The organism is Mucilaginibacter ginsenosidivorax, assembly GCF_007971525.1.
GTDB classification, from domain to species: domain Bacteria; phylum Bacteroidota; class Bacteroidia; order Sphingobacteriales; family Sphingobacteriaceae; genus Mucilaginibacter; species Mucilaginibacter ginsenosidivorax.
Map to the genome: position 1 here is coordinate 2,695,320 of NZ_CP042437.1, position 15,778 is coordinate 2,711,097.

The following is a 15,778-nucleotide window of genomic DNA, read 5'->3' on the forward strand; positions in this document are numbered from 1 at the left end:
GCTATAAATATAAGGCTTACCAGTCTTTTGAAATATTGGCTCTGGCGCCTTTTAACTTTTTATTTTTCAGTTTGTCCTGCGTTGCTTTCTCGTCGTTTTTCAGGGCTTCCAGCATACGCTCGGCATCATCTTTTGATACATTGTTGGGCTGCGGCTGTTGTTGCTGCTGGTCCTGCGGATCTTTATTATCAGGCTTGTTCTTATCCTTATTGTCTTTGTCCTTTTTATCCTGATCTTTCTTGTCCTGGTCTTTTTTATCTTTATCCTTGTTGTCTTTATCCTTATTCTTGTCGTCCTTGTTTTTATCCTTGTTCTGGTCTTTATCTTTGTTCTTATCGTTTTTGTTCTGGTTCTTTTTATCGTCCTGCTGCTTCTTTAGCATTTTTTGGGCGTATGACAGGTTGTAGCGGGTCTGCTCGTCGTCAGGATTATTAAGCAACGATTTTTTATAGGCGGCAATACTCTCTTCAAGTTTTTTGTTTTCCAACAAGGAGTTGCCTATGTTATGGTAAGCATTGGCCAATACCTGCTTGTCTTTTGATGTTGCTGCTATTTTGGTAAACTGCTGCTGTGCATCCTCAAACTTTTTTTGTTTATATAGGGCATCGCCCAGGTTAAAATTTCCTTCAACCGTTTTGTTGTTGGATTTAGCCAGCGCCTTACGATAGTTATCCTCGGCCTCTTTATAATTTTTAGCCTGGTAAAGCTGGTTACCTTTCCTGATATCCCTTTTTTCCTGCTGGGCAAAAAGGAATGAAGCCTGCAGTACTAATAATACAACTATAATTAATTGCTTCATGGCTTTTTTACTTCAAATAATTTAATCCCGCTTAAACGCATGTTTTTACGGTTTGATATAAAGAACTCAACCAGCAGCAACACAAACGCAATGGCCAAAAAGAACTGGAAACGATCTTCAAAATCCTTGAACGACCGGCTATCAACCGTTTTACGCTGCAATTTGTTAATCTGGTCCATCACAATACCCAGGCCGCTGTTGGAGTTATTGGCGCGTACATAAACGCCACCGCCTGCGGCCGAAATCTCTTTACACATATCCTCGCTCAGTTTACTTACCACCTGCTGGCCGGTTTCATGGTCCATATGGAAACCTGTCTGGTGTCCCTGCTCGTCATAAACCGGTATGGGCGCGCCGCTTTCCGATCCTACACCAACCACATTTACTGATACATCTTTTGATTTGGCTGCCGCCGCGGCTTCAACGGCGTTATCCTCATGGTTTTCACCATCGGTAATAACTATCATGGCCTTGCCGGTGCCGTTTTTAAAATCGAACGACTGCATGCCCAGGTCAATAGCCGCGCCAATGGCAGTACCCTGGGTTGGCACCATCTCGGTATTAATGGTACTCAGGAATAACTTGGCTGCCGAATAGTCGGTTGTAATAGGCAGCTGCACATAGGCCTGGCCGGCAAATACGATGATACCTATACGGTCGTCATGCATGCGGTCAATCAACTGAGCAATGGCGCGTTTGGCATTTTCCAGGCGGCTTGGGGCCAAATCCTGGGCCAGCATACTGTTTGATACGTCAAGCAGTATCATTAAATCGGCGCCTTTGCGTTTTACCTCTTCGGTTCTTGAACCAATTTGCGGGTCGGCTATGCCGATGATGAGCATGGCATAGGCCAGCAAAAAGAAAATAAACTTAAGCCATGGCCTTGATAAAGATACCTGCGGCATCATCATCATCACCACCTTTTTATCTCCTAATGACGAGATGGCTTTCTTTTTCCAGATACTTACCGCCAAAAACGCGATGATAAACACCGGGATGATTACCAGCCCCCATAAATATTCTATATGTGCAAAACGTAGCATCTGTTAGGTTAAAGCCCCTCTAAACAGGGTGTTTTTTAATATAAATTCCAACGACAGGAAAGCCAGGGCTATAATTGCCCAGGGTAAAAACAGTTCTGTTTTTTTGTGATACTGGGTAACATCAATTTTGGCTTTTTCCAGCTTATCAATCTGCTCGTAAATATTTTTAAGTGTTTCGTTATTGGTAGCCCTGAAATATTTACCGCCGGTTAGGCTGGCAATTTTTGATAAGGTACCCTCGTCAATTACCACAGGCATTTTTTGGTATTGTATCCCTGCCGGTGTTTGTACCGGGTAAGGTGCAAAACCATTAGTGCCCAACCCTACCGTATACACCCTTACCCCAAACTGGCGGGCAATTTCGGCGGCAGTTATTGGTGGTATCGAACCAGCATTGTTTGATCCATCTGTAAGCAATATAATTACCTTGCTTTTTGCCTGGCTGGTTCGCAGGCGGTTTACTGCGGTTGCCAGGCCCATACCAATGGCCGTACCATCGGTTATCATGCCGTTACGTACATCGGCAAAAAGGTTTATCAATACGCTATGGTCAATTGTTAAGGGGCATTGCGTAAAGCTCTCGCCGCTAAATATCACCAGGCCTATGCGGTCGTCGGGGCGGCCCTTTATAAAATCGATGGCAATTTGTTTACCTGCTTCCAGGCGGTTGGGTTTAAAATCTTCGGCAAGCATACTGCCCGAAATATCTGAAGCAATAATGATATCGATACCTTCGGTAGTACTGTTTTGCCAGCTTAATGACGATTGAGGCCTGGCCAGCGCAACAATCATAGCCGATAAGGCTAACGACCGTAACACAATACCACTATGCCTGAACTTTGGCAGCGTGCTTTTTTTTAGGGTAAAGCCCCGCAGGGTAGGTACATTCAGGTTGCCCTGCAGTTGCCGCTGTTTCCATATATACCAACCAACCATGAGGGGTATACTGATAAACAGCCAAAAAAATCCCGGGTGGGCAAATTCTATTCCTTTAAACCAGCTCATTTGCCCTCCTCTTGTTTATCGGCCAGCGGCTGGTAAGCCTGCTGGGTTTTGTTTACAAAGCTGATGGCATTATCCATACTTTGTTCGTTTTCAAAATGCAGCGGTTTTTCCTTGGCAAATTTTACCAAATCGGCAAGTATCAATACCTGGCGCAGCAGGTTTTTGTTATCGTCTGTAATATCCAGCGTGCGCAGGCTTGCAAAAATCTCGTCGGACGTTTGCTCATGGGTTTTAATGCCATAGCGCTTTTCTAAATATTCGCGCAGTATTTCGCTCAGCTCAATATGGTATAATTTAACATCCTGCTCGTAAGCTTTCTTGCCACGCAGTTCCTGTAGTTTTTGCAGGGCGATTACATGCGGCGGCACTTTAGGTTTAGGCGGCTCAACCACCATTACCTTTTTAGGCCTGGTAACAAAATAATAAATAATGCCTGCTATAATCAGCAGTACCAAAAAGCCAATGGCTACCCACTGCCAGTTATCGTGCAGCCAGTCAAAAAACGAATAATTGACTACCAGCGGCTGCTTAATATCATAAAATCCCTTGGTGGTATCAACAGCAACGGTTTGTACGGTTAGTGTTAATGGCTGCGTATAAACCGGGCCTGTGGTGGTTTTAAACGCGTAGGATGGTATAACATAGGCCCCGCTATCAAACGCGGTAATATTGTAAGCGCGATGAACGGTCTCGATGCTTTGATCCTGCTTATCAAAAATAGTATCGGCCTTGCTGCTTACAATCTGCACCTTACCGGCAATGGAGTCAACCAGCGCAGGGAACTCTATTTTATCCTTTATGTTATGCCTGATGCTTAGGTTAAGCCTGGTTTGCTGGCCAATTAAAATGGTGGCCCTATCCAGTTTTGCCTCGGCTTGCGGGGCTTGCGCAAAAGCGGTATAAAAAGTACCCGTAAGCAGCAATACCAGGAAATATTTAAAACACTTGATCATCTCCTGCCTTCCCGTTTTTTAAATAGTGTCATTAATGGTTTTACGTATGATTCGTGTGTGCCGATGCTGGTAAAATCAACACCGCATTTTTTAAAAGTATCGCCCATGGCTATGGTTCGGTTGCGGGCCTCGAGGCTGAATGCATAGCGCACCTGCTCATCAGCCGTATTTATCCACACCACCTCGCCGGTTTCCTCGTCTTTCATCGGGATAAGACCCAGGTTGGGGAATACTTCTTCGTGTTTATCAAACAGCCTCACGGCAATGATATCGTGTTTTTTGTTGGCTATTTTCAGCTCGTTTTCAAATGCCGGGCTTATAAAATCCGACAGGATAAAAGCGGTGCATTTCTTTTTTATAACGCTGGTAAAGTACTTTAATGCCACCCCCACATTGGTGCCTTTATTTTCGGGCTTAAAATCAATCAGTTCCCTGATGATCATCAATATGTGCGACCGTCCTTTTTTTGGCGGGATGAATTTTTCTATCTTATCGCTAAAAAATATCACCCCCACTTTATCGTTATTCTGGATGGCCGAAAAGGCAAGCACAGCACAAAGCTCGGTTGCCAGGTCCTGCTTTTGCTGCCCCTGTGTACCAAAGTTTTCAGAACCGCTCACATCCATCAGCAGCATTACGGTAAGCTCGCGCTCTTCGTCAAACACCTTTACGTAAGGGTGGTTAAAACGCGCGGTAACGTTCCAGTCGATGGTACGTATCTCGTCGCCAAGCTGGTACTCACGCACCTCGCTAAAGGCCATCCCCCGCCCCTTGAAAGCCGAATGATATTCGCCCGAGAATAAGTGGTTACTTAAACCCCTGGTTTTTATCTCAATCTTCCTTACTTTTTTTAAAAGATCCTTGGTTTCCATAAGAAGCCTCACCTAAATCCTCTCCAAAGGAGAGGACTTTTGATTAGTATGTGTTTAATTTAACGAATGTCATTTCGAACGATAGTGAGAAATCTTATACGCCCTGTTCGCAAACTTTACTATACGAATTGCATGCGTGCATAGTCGTATAAGATTTCTCTTTCGCCCCCCTTGCTCATTCCTCCGCCGCTCTATCGAAATGACAATTTGGAGAAACGAAGATCTCGCTTTTTTCCTCCCTCTCCTTTGGAGAGGGCCGGGGTGAGGCTCCTTACGGTACCTCTATCGCGTTCAGTATCCCGGTGATAATATTTTCGCTGGTGATGTTTTCTGCTTCGGCCTCGTAGCTTAGGCCAATGCGGTGGCGCATTACATCGTGGCAAATGGCGCGTACATCCTCGGGTATTACATAGCCGCGGCGTTTAATAAAGGCATAAGCCTTTGCTGCCAGCGCTAAACTGATACTTGCCCTTGGCGATGCGCCAAAAGTGATGAGGTTTTTGTAGTGCGCCAGTTTGTACTGCTCGGGGAAACGGGTAGCGAAAACAATATCGATGATGTACTGCTCAATTTTTTCGTCCATGTAAACTTCACGAACTATTTTGCGGGCACGTACAATTTCTTCGGGTTTAATAACAGGGGATGGTTTTGGCATACCGCCTGGTAATATGCTTGAACGGATAATTCTTTTTTCTTCTTCACGCTCGGGGTAGGTAATTACCACTTTCAGCATAAAACGGTCAACCTGTGCTTCGGGCAGCGGGTAAGTACCTTCCTGTTCAATTGGGTTTTGGGTAGCCAGTACCAAAAACGGGTTTGGCAGCGGGAAGGTGTTATCGCCAATAGTTACCTGGCGCTCCTGCATGGCCTCTAAAAGTGCACTTTGCACTTTGGCAGGTGCACGGTTAATTTCATCGGCCAAAATAAAGTTGGAGAATAACGGCCCTTTACGAACAATGAACTCTTCTTTCTTCTGGTTGTAGATCATGGTACCAACCAAATCGGCTGGTAATAAATCGGGCGTAAACTGGATGCGGCTGTAATCGGCCTGGATACATTTGGCCAGCGTATTGATGGCCAAGGTTTTTGCCAGCCCCGGAACACCCTCCAGCAAAATATGCCCATCGGCCAATAAACCGATCAGCAAACGTTCAACCATATATTTTTGACCCACGATCACCTTATCCATCTCCATCTTAAGCAGATCGATAAAAGCGCTTTCGCGTTGTATCATTTCATTAAGTGCCCTGATATCTGTTGAATACGATGTGCTGCCGGTAACAGCACCCGATGAAACATTTTCTGTACTACTTTTAAATTCTTCCATGAACCTTTTTTATTTCGAGAGCAAACTTAAACACACAAACTTTTTTCTGCTAAAAAAATTCCACGTTTAATTGTTAAAATTTGTTAAATCTTTAAGTGTTAGCTGTAAATATAGGTTTTTTATCGAGGGTTGAGGGATTTGGGGTCGGAGGTCTGATGCCGGGGGCCGGAGGTTGGGTTGGGGCGCTACTCTTGCAAAGGACTCGGCTTATTTAACCCGGCACACATTTGCCGTACTGTAATACCTAAAAGCCCGCAAAGCAGGCTTCAATTTATAACACAAAACGCCATTGCTTTACATCGCAATGGCGTTTTGTGTTATCAGATATAGAAAGGTGTTGTTAAGCCTTTTCTGTTTTTGATTTTTGGTTAATCCCGGCCTCAGCTATTTTGGTAAGCAGGCTATCGCAGTTTTTTTCTTCCTGTAAGGTCGAGTCCAAAAGCTCTGCGGCTTCATTGTAGCCTAATACGGTAGCTAATGTTTTTAAGGTTCCGTATGAAGCAATTTCGTAGTGCTCAATTTTTTGAGCGGCCGATATAATACCTGCATCGCGGGTAATGCTGCCTTTTTCAGTTTCGGTAATAATTTCTTCACCTTCTTTAAGTAAACCAGCCATCGCTTCGCATTTTACAGCTACGGCTTTTTCGTCTATCGATGCAAAAGCATCTTCCAGGCGGGTAATTTGCCTTTCGGTTTCGCTTAGGTGGTTTTCAATAGCGGCACGCAATTCATCAGATGTTGCTGCTTTTGCCATTTTTGGCAATGCTTTTGCCAAATGTTTTTCGGCCCAATAAATGTCTTTCAGTTCATCAATAAATAATTCATTCAATGCCGAGTCCTGTACATCTAATGTTTGCTCAGGAGCCTTTGTTTTGGTAGTTGCCATGGTAAATGTTTTTTAAGTTATGTGCTGATGTAAATACAAAGGCAATGCCAAATTTAGTTATTTATAAATAATATTAATTATTATGAAATAAACCATATAAAAAACTTTACTTTAGGCAATACATGGGTTATTTTGCAAACTACTGGTGTATTAAAATTAGTACCCTGTGTAATTAACAAACTTTCGGCATCATGCGCGCGACTATTAGCAGCACTCCTTTGCAAGTGGTTTATGGCGTTGTAAAAACCAGAATCACATATATTCCTGCATAATTGTTATTATTGCGGCAATGGGTTTTTTACAGCTGCCCGGCCTGGGCAAAGTACATTTTCATGAATATGGTACCGGGAAACAACCATTAATTGCTTTCCATGGTTATGGTATGACCGGCAAGCAGTTTCATGTGCTCGAAAAATCGTTATTAACCAGATACCATGTTTACGGCTTTGATCATTTTTTTCATGGCGAGAGCCGCCTTGATGGCTGGACCGATAAACAGATACGCGCCGGCATGACCAAGCAAATGATGTACAATTATTTGCAGGAGTGGTTTAAAATTTATGGCGAGCAACGGATTTCTGTATTGGGTTATTCGCTGGGGGCCAGCCTTGCGCTTACCCTGGTTGAGGAATACGCCCATTTAATTGACGACATAATACTGATGGCACCCGACGGACTCACTAAACGTACGGGTTTTCATATCATAACACACAACGTGTTTGGCAAATCTATCTTTCGCCTGGCCACCAAAAGCAGCTGGCTGGCCCCGTTTTTATTAAAGGTAGTAAAAGTGGTTGGGGTGATTGATGAGAGCCTTTACCAGATTGCTTACAACGAGATTGATACCCCCAAAAAAAGGCTTGATACTTATTATACCTTAAATTTGATAAAGCTGCTAAACCCCGATGTATCAAAAATAGCAGCGCTTGTTAACCAGTATAAAATAAAATGCACCCTGATATTTGGTACAGACGACCATCTTTTCCCCAAATCTGTAGCCAAAGATTTTTTGGCAGCTGCAGAAGATGTTGAAATACATCACGTTAAAATGGGGCATTGGCTGGTTACCAAAGCATTGGACGAATATTTATTAGAAGCTAAAAGCAAAATGCATAAAGCTTAAAACTAACACATGGATTTTTGATTTAATAAAAGCAATATAAGTGAAATTAATTAATAGATTCTGTATAACCGACCTAAAAAAATGATAACCCCACGCAGAAACGACCTGATAAGCGCCATTTATATGCGGATTGTACGCTTATGGCTGGGCCGTAATTTTAAGGAAATAAATATTACACCTTTTGAACCAAGGCCCGGCCACTCGGTGCTGATGATGTGTAATCACTTTAGCTGGTGGGAGGCATTTTTATCAAACTATACCGCAGTTAAAATCATGAAACGGCGCTGGTATGTAATGATGCAGCATGAAAATGCGCTTCAATATAGTTTTCTGCGTTATGTGGGTATGTTTTCGGTAGTAAAGGGAAAGCGCCAAAGCGATGAATCATTAACCTATGGCGCCAGGTTATTAGATGATAGCCGTAACCTGCTGATGATTTGCCCGCAGGGCGAGATCAGATCGAACCATGAAACCTATATTGATGTTAAGAAAGGCACTTTTAAAATTATAGAACAAATTAAAGGCCCATGCCAGGTAGTTTACCACTGCATACTGATAGATTATTTTGAAAGCTTAAAACCACGCGCCTATATACACCTGTTTGATTGCGGCATAGCCGGTGAGTTTACGTTTGATGAACTTAAGGAACGAGTAAACAATTTTCATCAACAGGCACTTTTAAACCAAATAAATATGAAACACTGATTGAAGTCGGAAGCCTGTAGAGCTAAGTATTAAGTCAACTTTTGCTTACTTAGAACTTTTGGCTGCGGACTTCCGACTCGAAACTCACAACTCATAACTAACGTGATTCGCAATAAAAAGAATATTTTCATAAACCGTATCATTCACTACTATGTAAAATGGATAGTGGCGCGGCAGTTTCATGAAGTGTTATTTAATGATGTGGGGCTTGATAAAAGCAAATCGGTATTGCTGGTAGCCAATCATTTTAGTTTTTGGGATGGGTTAATATTGTATTGTGTAACCGAAAAACTGTTAAAAAAGCAATACCACGTAATGGTTGAGGAAAAAACGGTGCACATGCTGCAATACCTTAAATTTGCGGGGGCTTTTTCGGTCACCAAAAAATCGAGGGATATCATTAATTCGCTTGATTATGCTGCCCGGCTACTGGATGATCCGCAGAATCTTGTACTTATATTTCCGCAAGGAAAGTTGTTTTCAAATTATGTTGAAGATGTGCGTTTTGACAAAGGCGTACTCCGGATAATGCAAAAAGCACAAGGAAAATATCAATTACTCTTTGCTTCAACATTTATTCAGTACTTTAAACATAAAAAGAGCACGGCAACCGTTTATTTAAAAACAGATAACAATAACTATACAAACATTGCCGGTTTAAAAGAGGCTTATCAGCAACACTATAGCAGCTCAAAACTGCTTCAAACGCAATTTGATATATAAAGTGACAGTAATTATATTAATCACCCTTTTCTTCATCATCCTGCGTTTTACAGTAACCCTGTTCAACTTTATATCCGATCCTAAATTACGGCGTGTAGGCAAACACTATACCGATAAGGTATCCATACTGATCCCTGCCCGCAACGAGGCCGGCAATATACTAACCCTGCTGCAATCCATCCACCAGCAGGATTATCAGCATTATGAAGTACTGGTGCTTGACGATGGTTCGACAGATGATACCTATGCGGTGTGTTCAAAATTTGCCCAGGCGCATGCCCAGTTTAAAGTAATCAAAGGAGCGGAGTTACCTGCCGGCTGGATAGGTAAAAACTTTGCCTGTCATCAGCTTGCCTTGCAGGCCGATGGCGATTATCTGCTTTTTTTGGATGCTGACGAGCAGGTGCAACCTGGTTTAATTAACAGCGCCGTACACCGCATGCACACCGGCAGCCTGGGCCTGTTAAGCTTGTTTGCTAACCAGCAAATGCAAACTTTAGGCGAAAACCTGGTGGTGCCGCTGATGCATTTTATCTTATTGAACCTGCTGCCAGTGCGGTTAATATCGCTGGTAAAAAATCCGTCTGTTGCGGCGGCCAGCGGGCAGTTTATGCTGTTTGATGCCCCTGTTTATCACCAGCAGCAATGGCATAAAGCGGTAAAGGATAAAGTGGTAGAGGATGTAGAAATTATGCGGCTCATAAAAGCCAAAGCCTATAACGGCGAAGCGCTGCTGGCCAACGGCATGATCAGTTGCCGCATGTACAAAAGCTATACCGAAGCCCTGGCCGGCTTTAGCAAAAATTTCCTGGCGGCGTTTAACTATAGCATCTTTGGTTTTTTGACGTACCTGCTGCTGGTTATCATTTTCCCGATGATGTTGGTCATGACGCTAAACCTGCCGCTTATCCTGTTTATGTGCGGCCTCATCGTCCTTACCCGGATAATGATCTCGCTTACATCCGGGCAAAATGCTTTGTATAACGTATTATTGCATCCGTTGCAAATGACCAACATGATGATCGTCGCTTTTATATCTATCCAAAAATATCTCACCAAAACCACGGTATGGAAGGGGCGCAGGATTTGAACACGCAACTATCAACCGGCAATGTAAAAACCGAGCGCATTGCCATCATTATTATTATACTTTTTCATGCTGTAGGCACCGTAGGGTTTAACCTATCGGGCTTCGATGCTAAATTTCTTAATCTGGTTCCCTGGCATTTATTGCTCATGGCCGGCGTTATCATCTGCAGTCACAACCGCCCCGATGCTAAATTCGGGTTGTTTGCGTTGCTGCTGTTTACATTAGGTTTTGTTGCCGAGCTTATTGGGGTGCATACAGGCTGGTTGTTTGGCAGCTATAAGTATGGCGAAACGCTGGGCGTTAAATTATTTGGCGTTCCACTGATGATTGGTATCAACTGGTTTTTGCTTATTTATGCTACCGGGGTGCTCACGCAGCGCAGCCGCATCAAAAATATTTACGTCCGCATTTTTGTAGGCGCATTGGTGCTGGTTTTACTTGATATACTCATTGAACCCGTAGCTATCCATTTTGATTACTGGCATTGGGCAGGCAACACCATCCCCATAAAAAATTACGTGTGCTGGTTTGCGGTAAGCGCGCTGATGCTTTTTATATTCGAGAAATTTAAATTTCCGCCTCAGAGTAAAGCCGGCCCTGCTTTACTGGCCATGGAGTTTGTGTTTTTTATGATTCTGGGCTTATTAAATTAATACGCCACTGCTTAGGCCGCTGCCTTTTTTGTTTTAAAGAAAAAATGCGTCTGACTAAAATAGCTGAAACAAGCGATAAACACCGTAGCTATAATTTTTGATGGCGTGGGATAAATGCCCAGCCAATCAACAAGGATTTTGAGGAATATAACGTTTAAAACTATACAGATGGCGTTTACCAAAACAAAGCGCCCAAGCTGGCCTTTTTTGCTCAGTCCCGATTCTTTAAAAACGATATACCTGTTCAGGTAAAACCCGGTGCAAAAAGATATGCTGAAAGATAAAGCCAGCGACGCGATATGCGGGCTTAAAGTATACGCCCCGATGTGCAGGTTTTGCTTTTTAAAAATGAAGTTATAACAAAACGAAAACAGTGTTATATCAAACACCACATTGCCCCCGCCACATGCCGCGTAACGGAAGGTATGTAAGGGCATCCATTTTTTAAAGGGCTTGTAAAACAGATCAATAATGTAAAAAATAGTGCGCCTTATAAAATCATGTACCTTTCTCATAGATAATAGGCAAAGGTAAAATAATTAAAATAAAGTTGGGCAAGGTGGTTTGTTTACTAAAAATGGCCACTGATGGATAGCGACTTCGGCCTTCTATTTCTCCTGCGAGGCTCTCTATTTCTCCCGCGAGGTTAGCGCAGCGTAACTCGTGGGTAAAACTGATTGAAGCCTTTGGCTTCAGTTCAGCTGAAAGCTGAAACCAGGTTTAGCCACGAGTTGGAACCTCGCGGCAGTTGGTAATTTATGATTAATTTTGTCGCCGCATAATCTTATTTACTGACACATCCCCCAAACCCTCACCGCCTCAACAGCCTCTTTTACATCGTGTACCCGCAAAATATTGGCGCCTTTGCTTAAGGCGATGGTATTCAAAACAGTTGTGCCATTTAATGCATCCGCAGCGGTACTTCCCAATAAGCCGTAAACCATCTTTTTGCGAGAGATGCCGGTTAATAACGGCAGTTCCAAAACATCAAAATCCTGCAGGCGCTTCATCAGCGCATAATTATGCTGCTGGTTTTTAGCAAAGCCGAAACCAGGATCGATGATCACGTCATGTACGCCCAATTGTTTCAGCTGCTGATACTTATTTACAAAATAATCCAGTACCTCGTTAAAAACATCATCGTACTGCGCCATTTGCACCATGTTTTGCGGCGTACCCTTCATGTGCATTAAAATATATGGAACCTGCAGCCGTGCCACGGTAGCAAACATATCGGCATCCAGCGTGCCGCCCGATATATCATTAATCATATGCGCACCCGCTTTAACTGCCGCTTCGGCAACCGGCGCGCGGAAGGTATCTATCGATAAAACAGCATCGGGGAAAGCGGTTACAATTGCCTCAACAATAGGCAGCAGCCTGTCGGTTTCTTCGGCGGCGCTAATATCAACAGCACCGGGGCGAGACGAATAAGCCCCGATATCTAAAAACGCAGCGCCATCGGCCAGCATCTTTCCGGCCTGCTGCAAAGCTTCATCAACAGAAGGCTTGCGGCTGGTGGCATAAAAAGAATCGGGGGTAATATTGATTATCCCCATTACCTTCGGCGTAGCGAGGCTTATAAGTTTCCCATCTGCATTCAGGGTTATCTTTTTACGAAAAAATGTATCTTTAGCCACTTTGTTTGTTGTAATATTGACAGGGGTTAATGTGGTAAAGTTAATAACTTTATAGCGGTAGCATATCCCCCTAATTACAACGCTCCAACTTTAAAATATTCAGACCATTGGCTAACACATCAGCAGAATACGACGCGGTAATAAACAATTGTAAGGGCCTTTTTATGAAAAAGACCCGCGACTATGGTACCGCCTGGCGCATCCTTCGTTTGCAATCTATCACCGACCAGATTTTTATTAAAGCACAACGCATCCGCACACTCGAAGAAAAAAAGATCTCGAAAGTGGGCGACGATATTACCGGCGAATATATTGGCATTGTAAACTACTGCGTTATAGCCATGATGCAGCTGGATAGCTCGCCCGAAACACCGCAGGAACTGGCTGTTGACCATGTTGAACGCATGTTTGACGACAGGGTACTGGAAACCAAAGAACTCATGTTTGCCAAAAACCACGATTACGGCGAAGCCTGGCGCGATATGCGCATCAGTTCATTAACCGATTTGATACTCATGAAGCTGTTGCGTGTAAAACAAATTGAAGACAACCAGGGCCTTACCGAAGCATCTGAAGGGGTAAAAGCCAACTACCAGGATATGCTGAATTACGCGGTATTTGCCCTTATAAAACTTGGAGTAAAATGAAAAATGCTTTGATTTGGTTTTGCAGGATAGCGGTAGGCTTACTGTTTATATTTTCCGGACTGATAAAAGCCAACGACCCATTGGGCTTTTCTTATAAACTGGTAGAGTATTTCGAGGTTTTCCATATCACGTTCCTGAACAATCTGTCGTTAACCATAGCTATTTTGCTTTGTGCCCTGGAAATGATCCTGGGATTTGCCTTGCTTATTGGCGTACGGCCGGTAAAAATAGCCTGGGGCTTATTGCTGCTCATTATCTTTTTCGGCTTTTTAACTTTCTACTCAGCCTTTTTTAAAGTGGTGCAAACCTGTGGCTGCTTTGGTGATGCTATACCGCTTACCCCATGGCAATCGTTTAGCAAGGATATGGTTTTACTGGTTTTGGTAGCGGTAATATTTGTAAACCGATTTAAAATAAAACCCTTATTTAGCGCCAAGGCCGGCGACAAATGGCTTATCGGCGCGGCCCTTGTATCGGTAGGGTTTGGCCTCTACACCTATAATTTTTTGCCGGTAATTGACTTTTTGCCTTATAAAATAGGCGCCAATATTTCGGCCGAAATGGATACCCCGCCCAATGCGCCCAAAGATGTTTTCGTGCTTACTTATCATCTAAAAAATAAGAAAACTAAAGAAACCAAGGTAATGACCGATAAGGAATACCTGAGCACCGGCATATGGAAGGATGCCAATTGGGAGGTTGTTGGCGACCCGGAAAACCGCCTGGTAAAAAAAGGCTACGAGCCGCCAATCCGCGACCTGTCTATCCAGGATGCCCAACGCAATGATTTTACCAAAGAGTTGCTTGCAAGCCCTTTTTACAGTATCATCATCGTAGCTTATGATCTGGATAAAACCGACGAAGATGCGATAAACAAACTGAATGCCCTGGCCATCAACGCCACCCAAAACTTTAATATCCGCACCATGCTGCTTACCGCAAATTCGCCGCAAAGTGCGCAGGCGTTTGTAAAAAAGCACCGGATGATCAGCGAAGTTTTTTATGCCGATGGCGTACCGCTTAAAACCATGATCCGCTCCAACCCGGGGGTAATCCTGTTAAAGAATGGCTTTGTCATCAATAAATGGCATTATCATTCGGTGCCTAAGTATGATGATCTGGCTAAAACGTATTTTCAAAAGCAATAACCATGATCAGCTACCTCATCCGCAAATTATTTTACGGGCTGGCCGTAATGCTGGGGGTGGTGCTGGTGGTTTTCTTTTTGTTTAATATTTTACCCGTTGATCCTGCCCGCATGACGCAAGGGCAGCGGGCCGACGTGCAATCGTTACAGGCCGTACGTAAGGAGTTTGGGCTGGACAAACCCAAGCCGGTACAATTTCTTTATTACATTAATGATCTTTCGCCCATAGGCATCCACTTAAATACTACCGAAGAACAGCAACGCTATCATTACATAAAACTATTTGCGGTAAGCGATGCCAAAGTGCTTGGGTTAAAATGGCCTTACCTGCGCCGATCATACCAAACCCGTAAGGATGTGGCCAGTTTGCTGTTAGAGGTTATTCCCAATACTATGGTATTAGCAACTACCGCCATGATCTTCGCTATTGTTATTGGCGTATTTTTAGGCGTGCTGAGTGCCGTGCATAAAGACACCTGGATTGATAAGCTGGCAATAGGATTTTCCACTTTGGGTATCTCCGCGCCGGCTTTTTTCGCGGGCATCATCATTGCCTGGATATTTGGTTTTGAGCTGAGTAAATACACCGGCCTCAACATGTCGGGCAGTTTGTATAGTTACGATCCTTTCCGGGGCGAGGTGATGACGCTTAAAAACCTGGTGCTGCCCATGATCACCCTTGGCTTGCGTCCGCTGGCCATTATTGTACAGCTCACCCGCAATGCCATGCTTGATGTTTTGGGGCAGGATTATATCCGTACCGCAAAAGCCAAAGGATTAAGCAACAATACCATCATTTATAAGCACGCGTTAAAAAACGCGCTTAACCCGGTAATAACCGCCATTGCCAACTGGTTTGCATCGCTGCTGGCCGGTTCATTTTTTGTGGAATACATTTTTGGCTACAACGGCCTGGGCAAAGCCACGGTTGATGCGCTGGAAATGTCGGATTTTCCGGTAGTGATGGGTTCAATACTCTTTATTGCCTTTATATTTGTAGTGATTAGTATCCTGGTAGATATCATTTACGTTTGGATAGATCCGCGGGTAAAATTAAGCTGAGGTATAGTGCGGCTTAATTAAGCTTAATAGCGTAGGCCCATGTGCGAATCCCCTCTTGAGAGGGGCGGAGGGGTGTGTTGTACGACTAAAAAGAACGCTGGCT

General features: G+C 43.7%; 17 protein-coding genes. 8 read left to right on the plus strand and 9 right to left on the minus strand.

Annotated elements, in window-relative coordinates; translation table 11 throughout:
• Positions 1-16 precede the first annotated feature (16 nt).
• The 7 genes from FSB76_RS11160 to FSB76_RS11190 form a co-directional block, all read right to left on the minus strand.
• Positions 17-799, minus strand: coding sequence for a tetratricopeptide repeat protein (locus FSB76_RS11160; RefSeq protein ID WP_147053650.1), 783 nt, complete (start codon positions 797-799; stop codon positions 17-19).
• Entirely contained in the window at positions 796-1,842 is a 1,047-nt protein-coding gene (locus FSB76_RS11165; RefSeq protein WP_147053651.1) for a vWA domain-containing protein, read from the minus strand. Before FSB76_RS11165 ends, FSB76_RS11160 begins: the two co-directional genes overlap by 4 nt.
• A gap of 3 nt (positions 1,843-1,845) precedes the next feature.
• Entirely contained in the window at positions 1,846-2,847 is a 1,002-nt protein-coding gene (locus FSB76_RS11170; RefSeq protein WP_225976487.1) for a vWA domain-containing protein, read from the minus strand.
• Complete coding sequence (locus FSB76_RS11175) at positions 2,844-3,800, minus strand: protein BatD (protein ID WP_147053652.1); 957 nt, start codon at positions 3,798-3,800, stop codon at positions 2,844-2,846. Before FSB76_RS11175 ends, FSB76_RS11170 begins: the two co-directional genes overlap by 4 nt.
• The gene (locus tag FSB76_RS11180) at positions 3,797-4,672 is read right to left on the minus strand and encodes a DUF58 domain-containing protein (protein ID WP_147053653.1); all 876 of its coding nucleotides are present in this window, start codon (positions 4,670-4,672) and stop codon (positions 3,797-3,799) included. Before FSB76_RS11180 ends, FSB76_RS11175 begins: the two co-directional genes overlap by 4 nt.
• Before the next feature lie 271 nt (positions 4,673-4,943).
• Positions 4,944-5,999 carry an AAA family ATPase gene (locus tag FSB76_RS11185; protein WP_147053654.1) on the minus strand — a complete coding sequence of 352 codons (1,056 nt, stop codon included), beginning with the start codon at positions 5,997-5,999 and terminating at the stop codon, positions 4,944-4,946.
• A gap of 340 nt (positions 6,000-6,339) precedes the next feature.
• On the minus strand, positions 6,340-6,885 hold the full coding sequence (locus FSB76_RS11190) for a YciE/YciF ferroxidase family protein (RefSeq protein WP_147053655.1): 546 nt from the start codon (positions 6,883-6,885) through the stop codon (positions 6,340-6,342).
• 289 nt (positions 6,886-7,174) lie between these two features.
• Between FSB76_RS11190 and FSB76_RS11195 the strand changes: the two genes are divergently transcribed.
• From FSB76_RS11195 to FSB76_RS11215, 5 genes are all read left to right on the plus strand, one after another.
• Positions 7,175-8,008 (plus strand): alpha/beta fold hydrolase, encoded by an 834-nt coding sequence (locus FSB76_RS11195; protein WP_147053656.1) that lies wholly within the window; start codon positions 7,175-7,177, stop codon positions 8,006-8,008.
• A gap of 81 nt (positions 8,009-8,089) precedes the next feature.
• A complete protein-coding gene (locus tag FSB76_RS11200) occupies positions 8,090-8,713 on the plus strand; it encodes a 1-acyl-sn-glycerol-3-phosphate acyltransferase (RefSeq protein WP_147053657.1) in 624 nt (207 codons plus the stop codon).
• Between the two features lie 102 nt (positions 8,714-8,815).
• Positions 8,816-9,436 (plus strand): 1-acyl-sn-glycerol-3-phosphate acyltransferase, encoded by a 621-nt coding sequence (locus tag FSB76_RS11205; RefSeq protein ID WP_158642881.1) that lies wholly within the window; start codon positions 8,816-8,818, stop codon positions 9,434-9,436.
• 1 nt (position 9,437) lies between these two features.
• Positions 9,438-10,526: a glycosyltransferase family 2 protein gene (locus FSB76_RS11210; protein ID WP_147053659.1), complete on the plus strand. Its 1,089-nt coding sequence runs from the start codon at positions 9,438-9,440 to the stop codon at positions 10,524-10,526.
• Entirely contained in the window at positions 10,505-11,179 is a 675-nt protein-coding gene (locus tag FSB76_RS11215) for a carotenoid biosynthesis protein (protein ID WP_147053660.1), read from the plus strand. Before FSB76_RS11210 ends, FSB76_RS11215 begins: the two co-directional genes overlap by 22 nt.
• 11 nt (positions 11,180-11,190) lie before the next feature.
• Here the strand turns inward: FSB76_RS11215 and FSB76_RS11220 are convergent, their stop codons facing one another.
• The gene (locus FSB76_RS11220) at positions 11,191-11,694 is read right to left on the minus strand and encodes a GtrA family protein (RefSeq protein WP_147053661.1); all 504 of its coding nucleotides are present in this window, start codon (positions 11,692-11,694) and stop codon (positions 11,191-11,193) included.
• A 273-nt stretch (positions 11,695-11,967) separates the two neighbouring features.
• Positions 11,968-12,819 (minus strand): dihydropteroate synthase, encoded by an 852-nt coding sequence (gene folP, locus FSB76_RS11225; protein WP_147053662.1) that lies wholly within the window; start codon positions 12,817-12,819, stop codon positions 11,968-11,970.
• A gap of 164 nt (positions 12,820-12,983) precedes the next feature.
• Between folP and FSB76_RS11230 the strand changes: the two genes are divergently transcribed.
• The 3 genes from FSB76_RS11230 to FSB76_RS11240 are packed head-to-tail and all read left to right on the plus strand — an operon-like array spanning position 12,984 to position 15,675.
• Positions 12,984-13,466 carry a DUF1599 domain-containing protein gene (locus tag FSB76_RS11230; protein ID WP_147053663.1) on the plus strand — a complete coding sequence of 161 codons (483 nt, stop codon included), beginning with the start codon at positions 12,984-12,986 and terminating at the stop codon, positions 13,464-13,466.
• A complete protein-coding gene (locus FSB76_RS11235; protein WP_147053664.1) occupies positions 13,463-14,614 on the plus strand; it encodes a BT_3928 family protein in 1,152 nt (383 codons plus the stop codon). The genes FSB76_RS11230 and FSB76_RS11235 overlap by 4 nt, the downstream gene beginning before the upstream one ends.
• 2 nt (positions 14,615-14,616) lie before the next feature.
• A complete protein-coding gene (locus FSB76_RS11240; RefSeq protein ID WP_147053665.1) occupies positions 14,617-15,675 on the plus strand; it encodes an ABC transporter permease in 1,059 nt (352 codons plus the stop codon).
• Positions 15,676-15,778 lie beyond the last annotated feature (103 nt).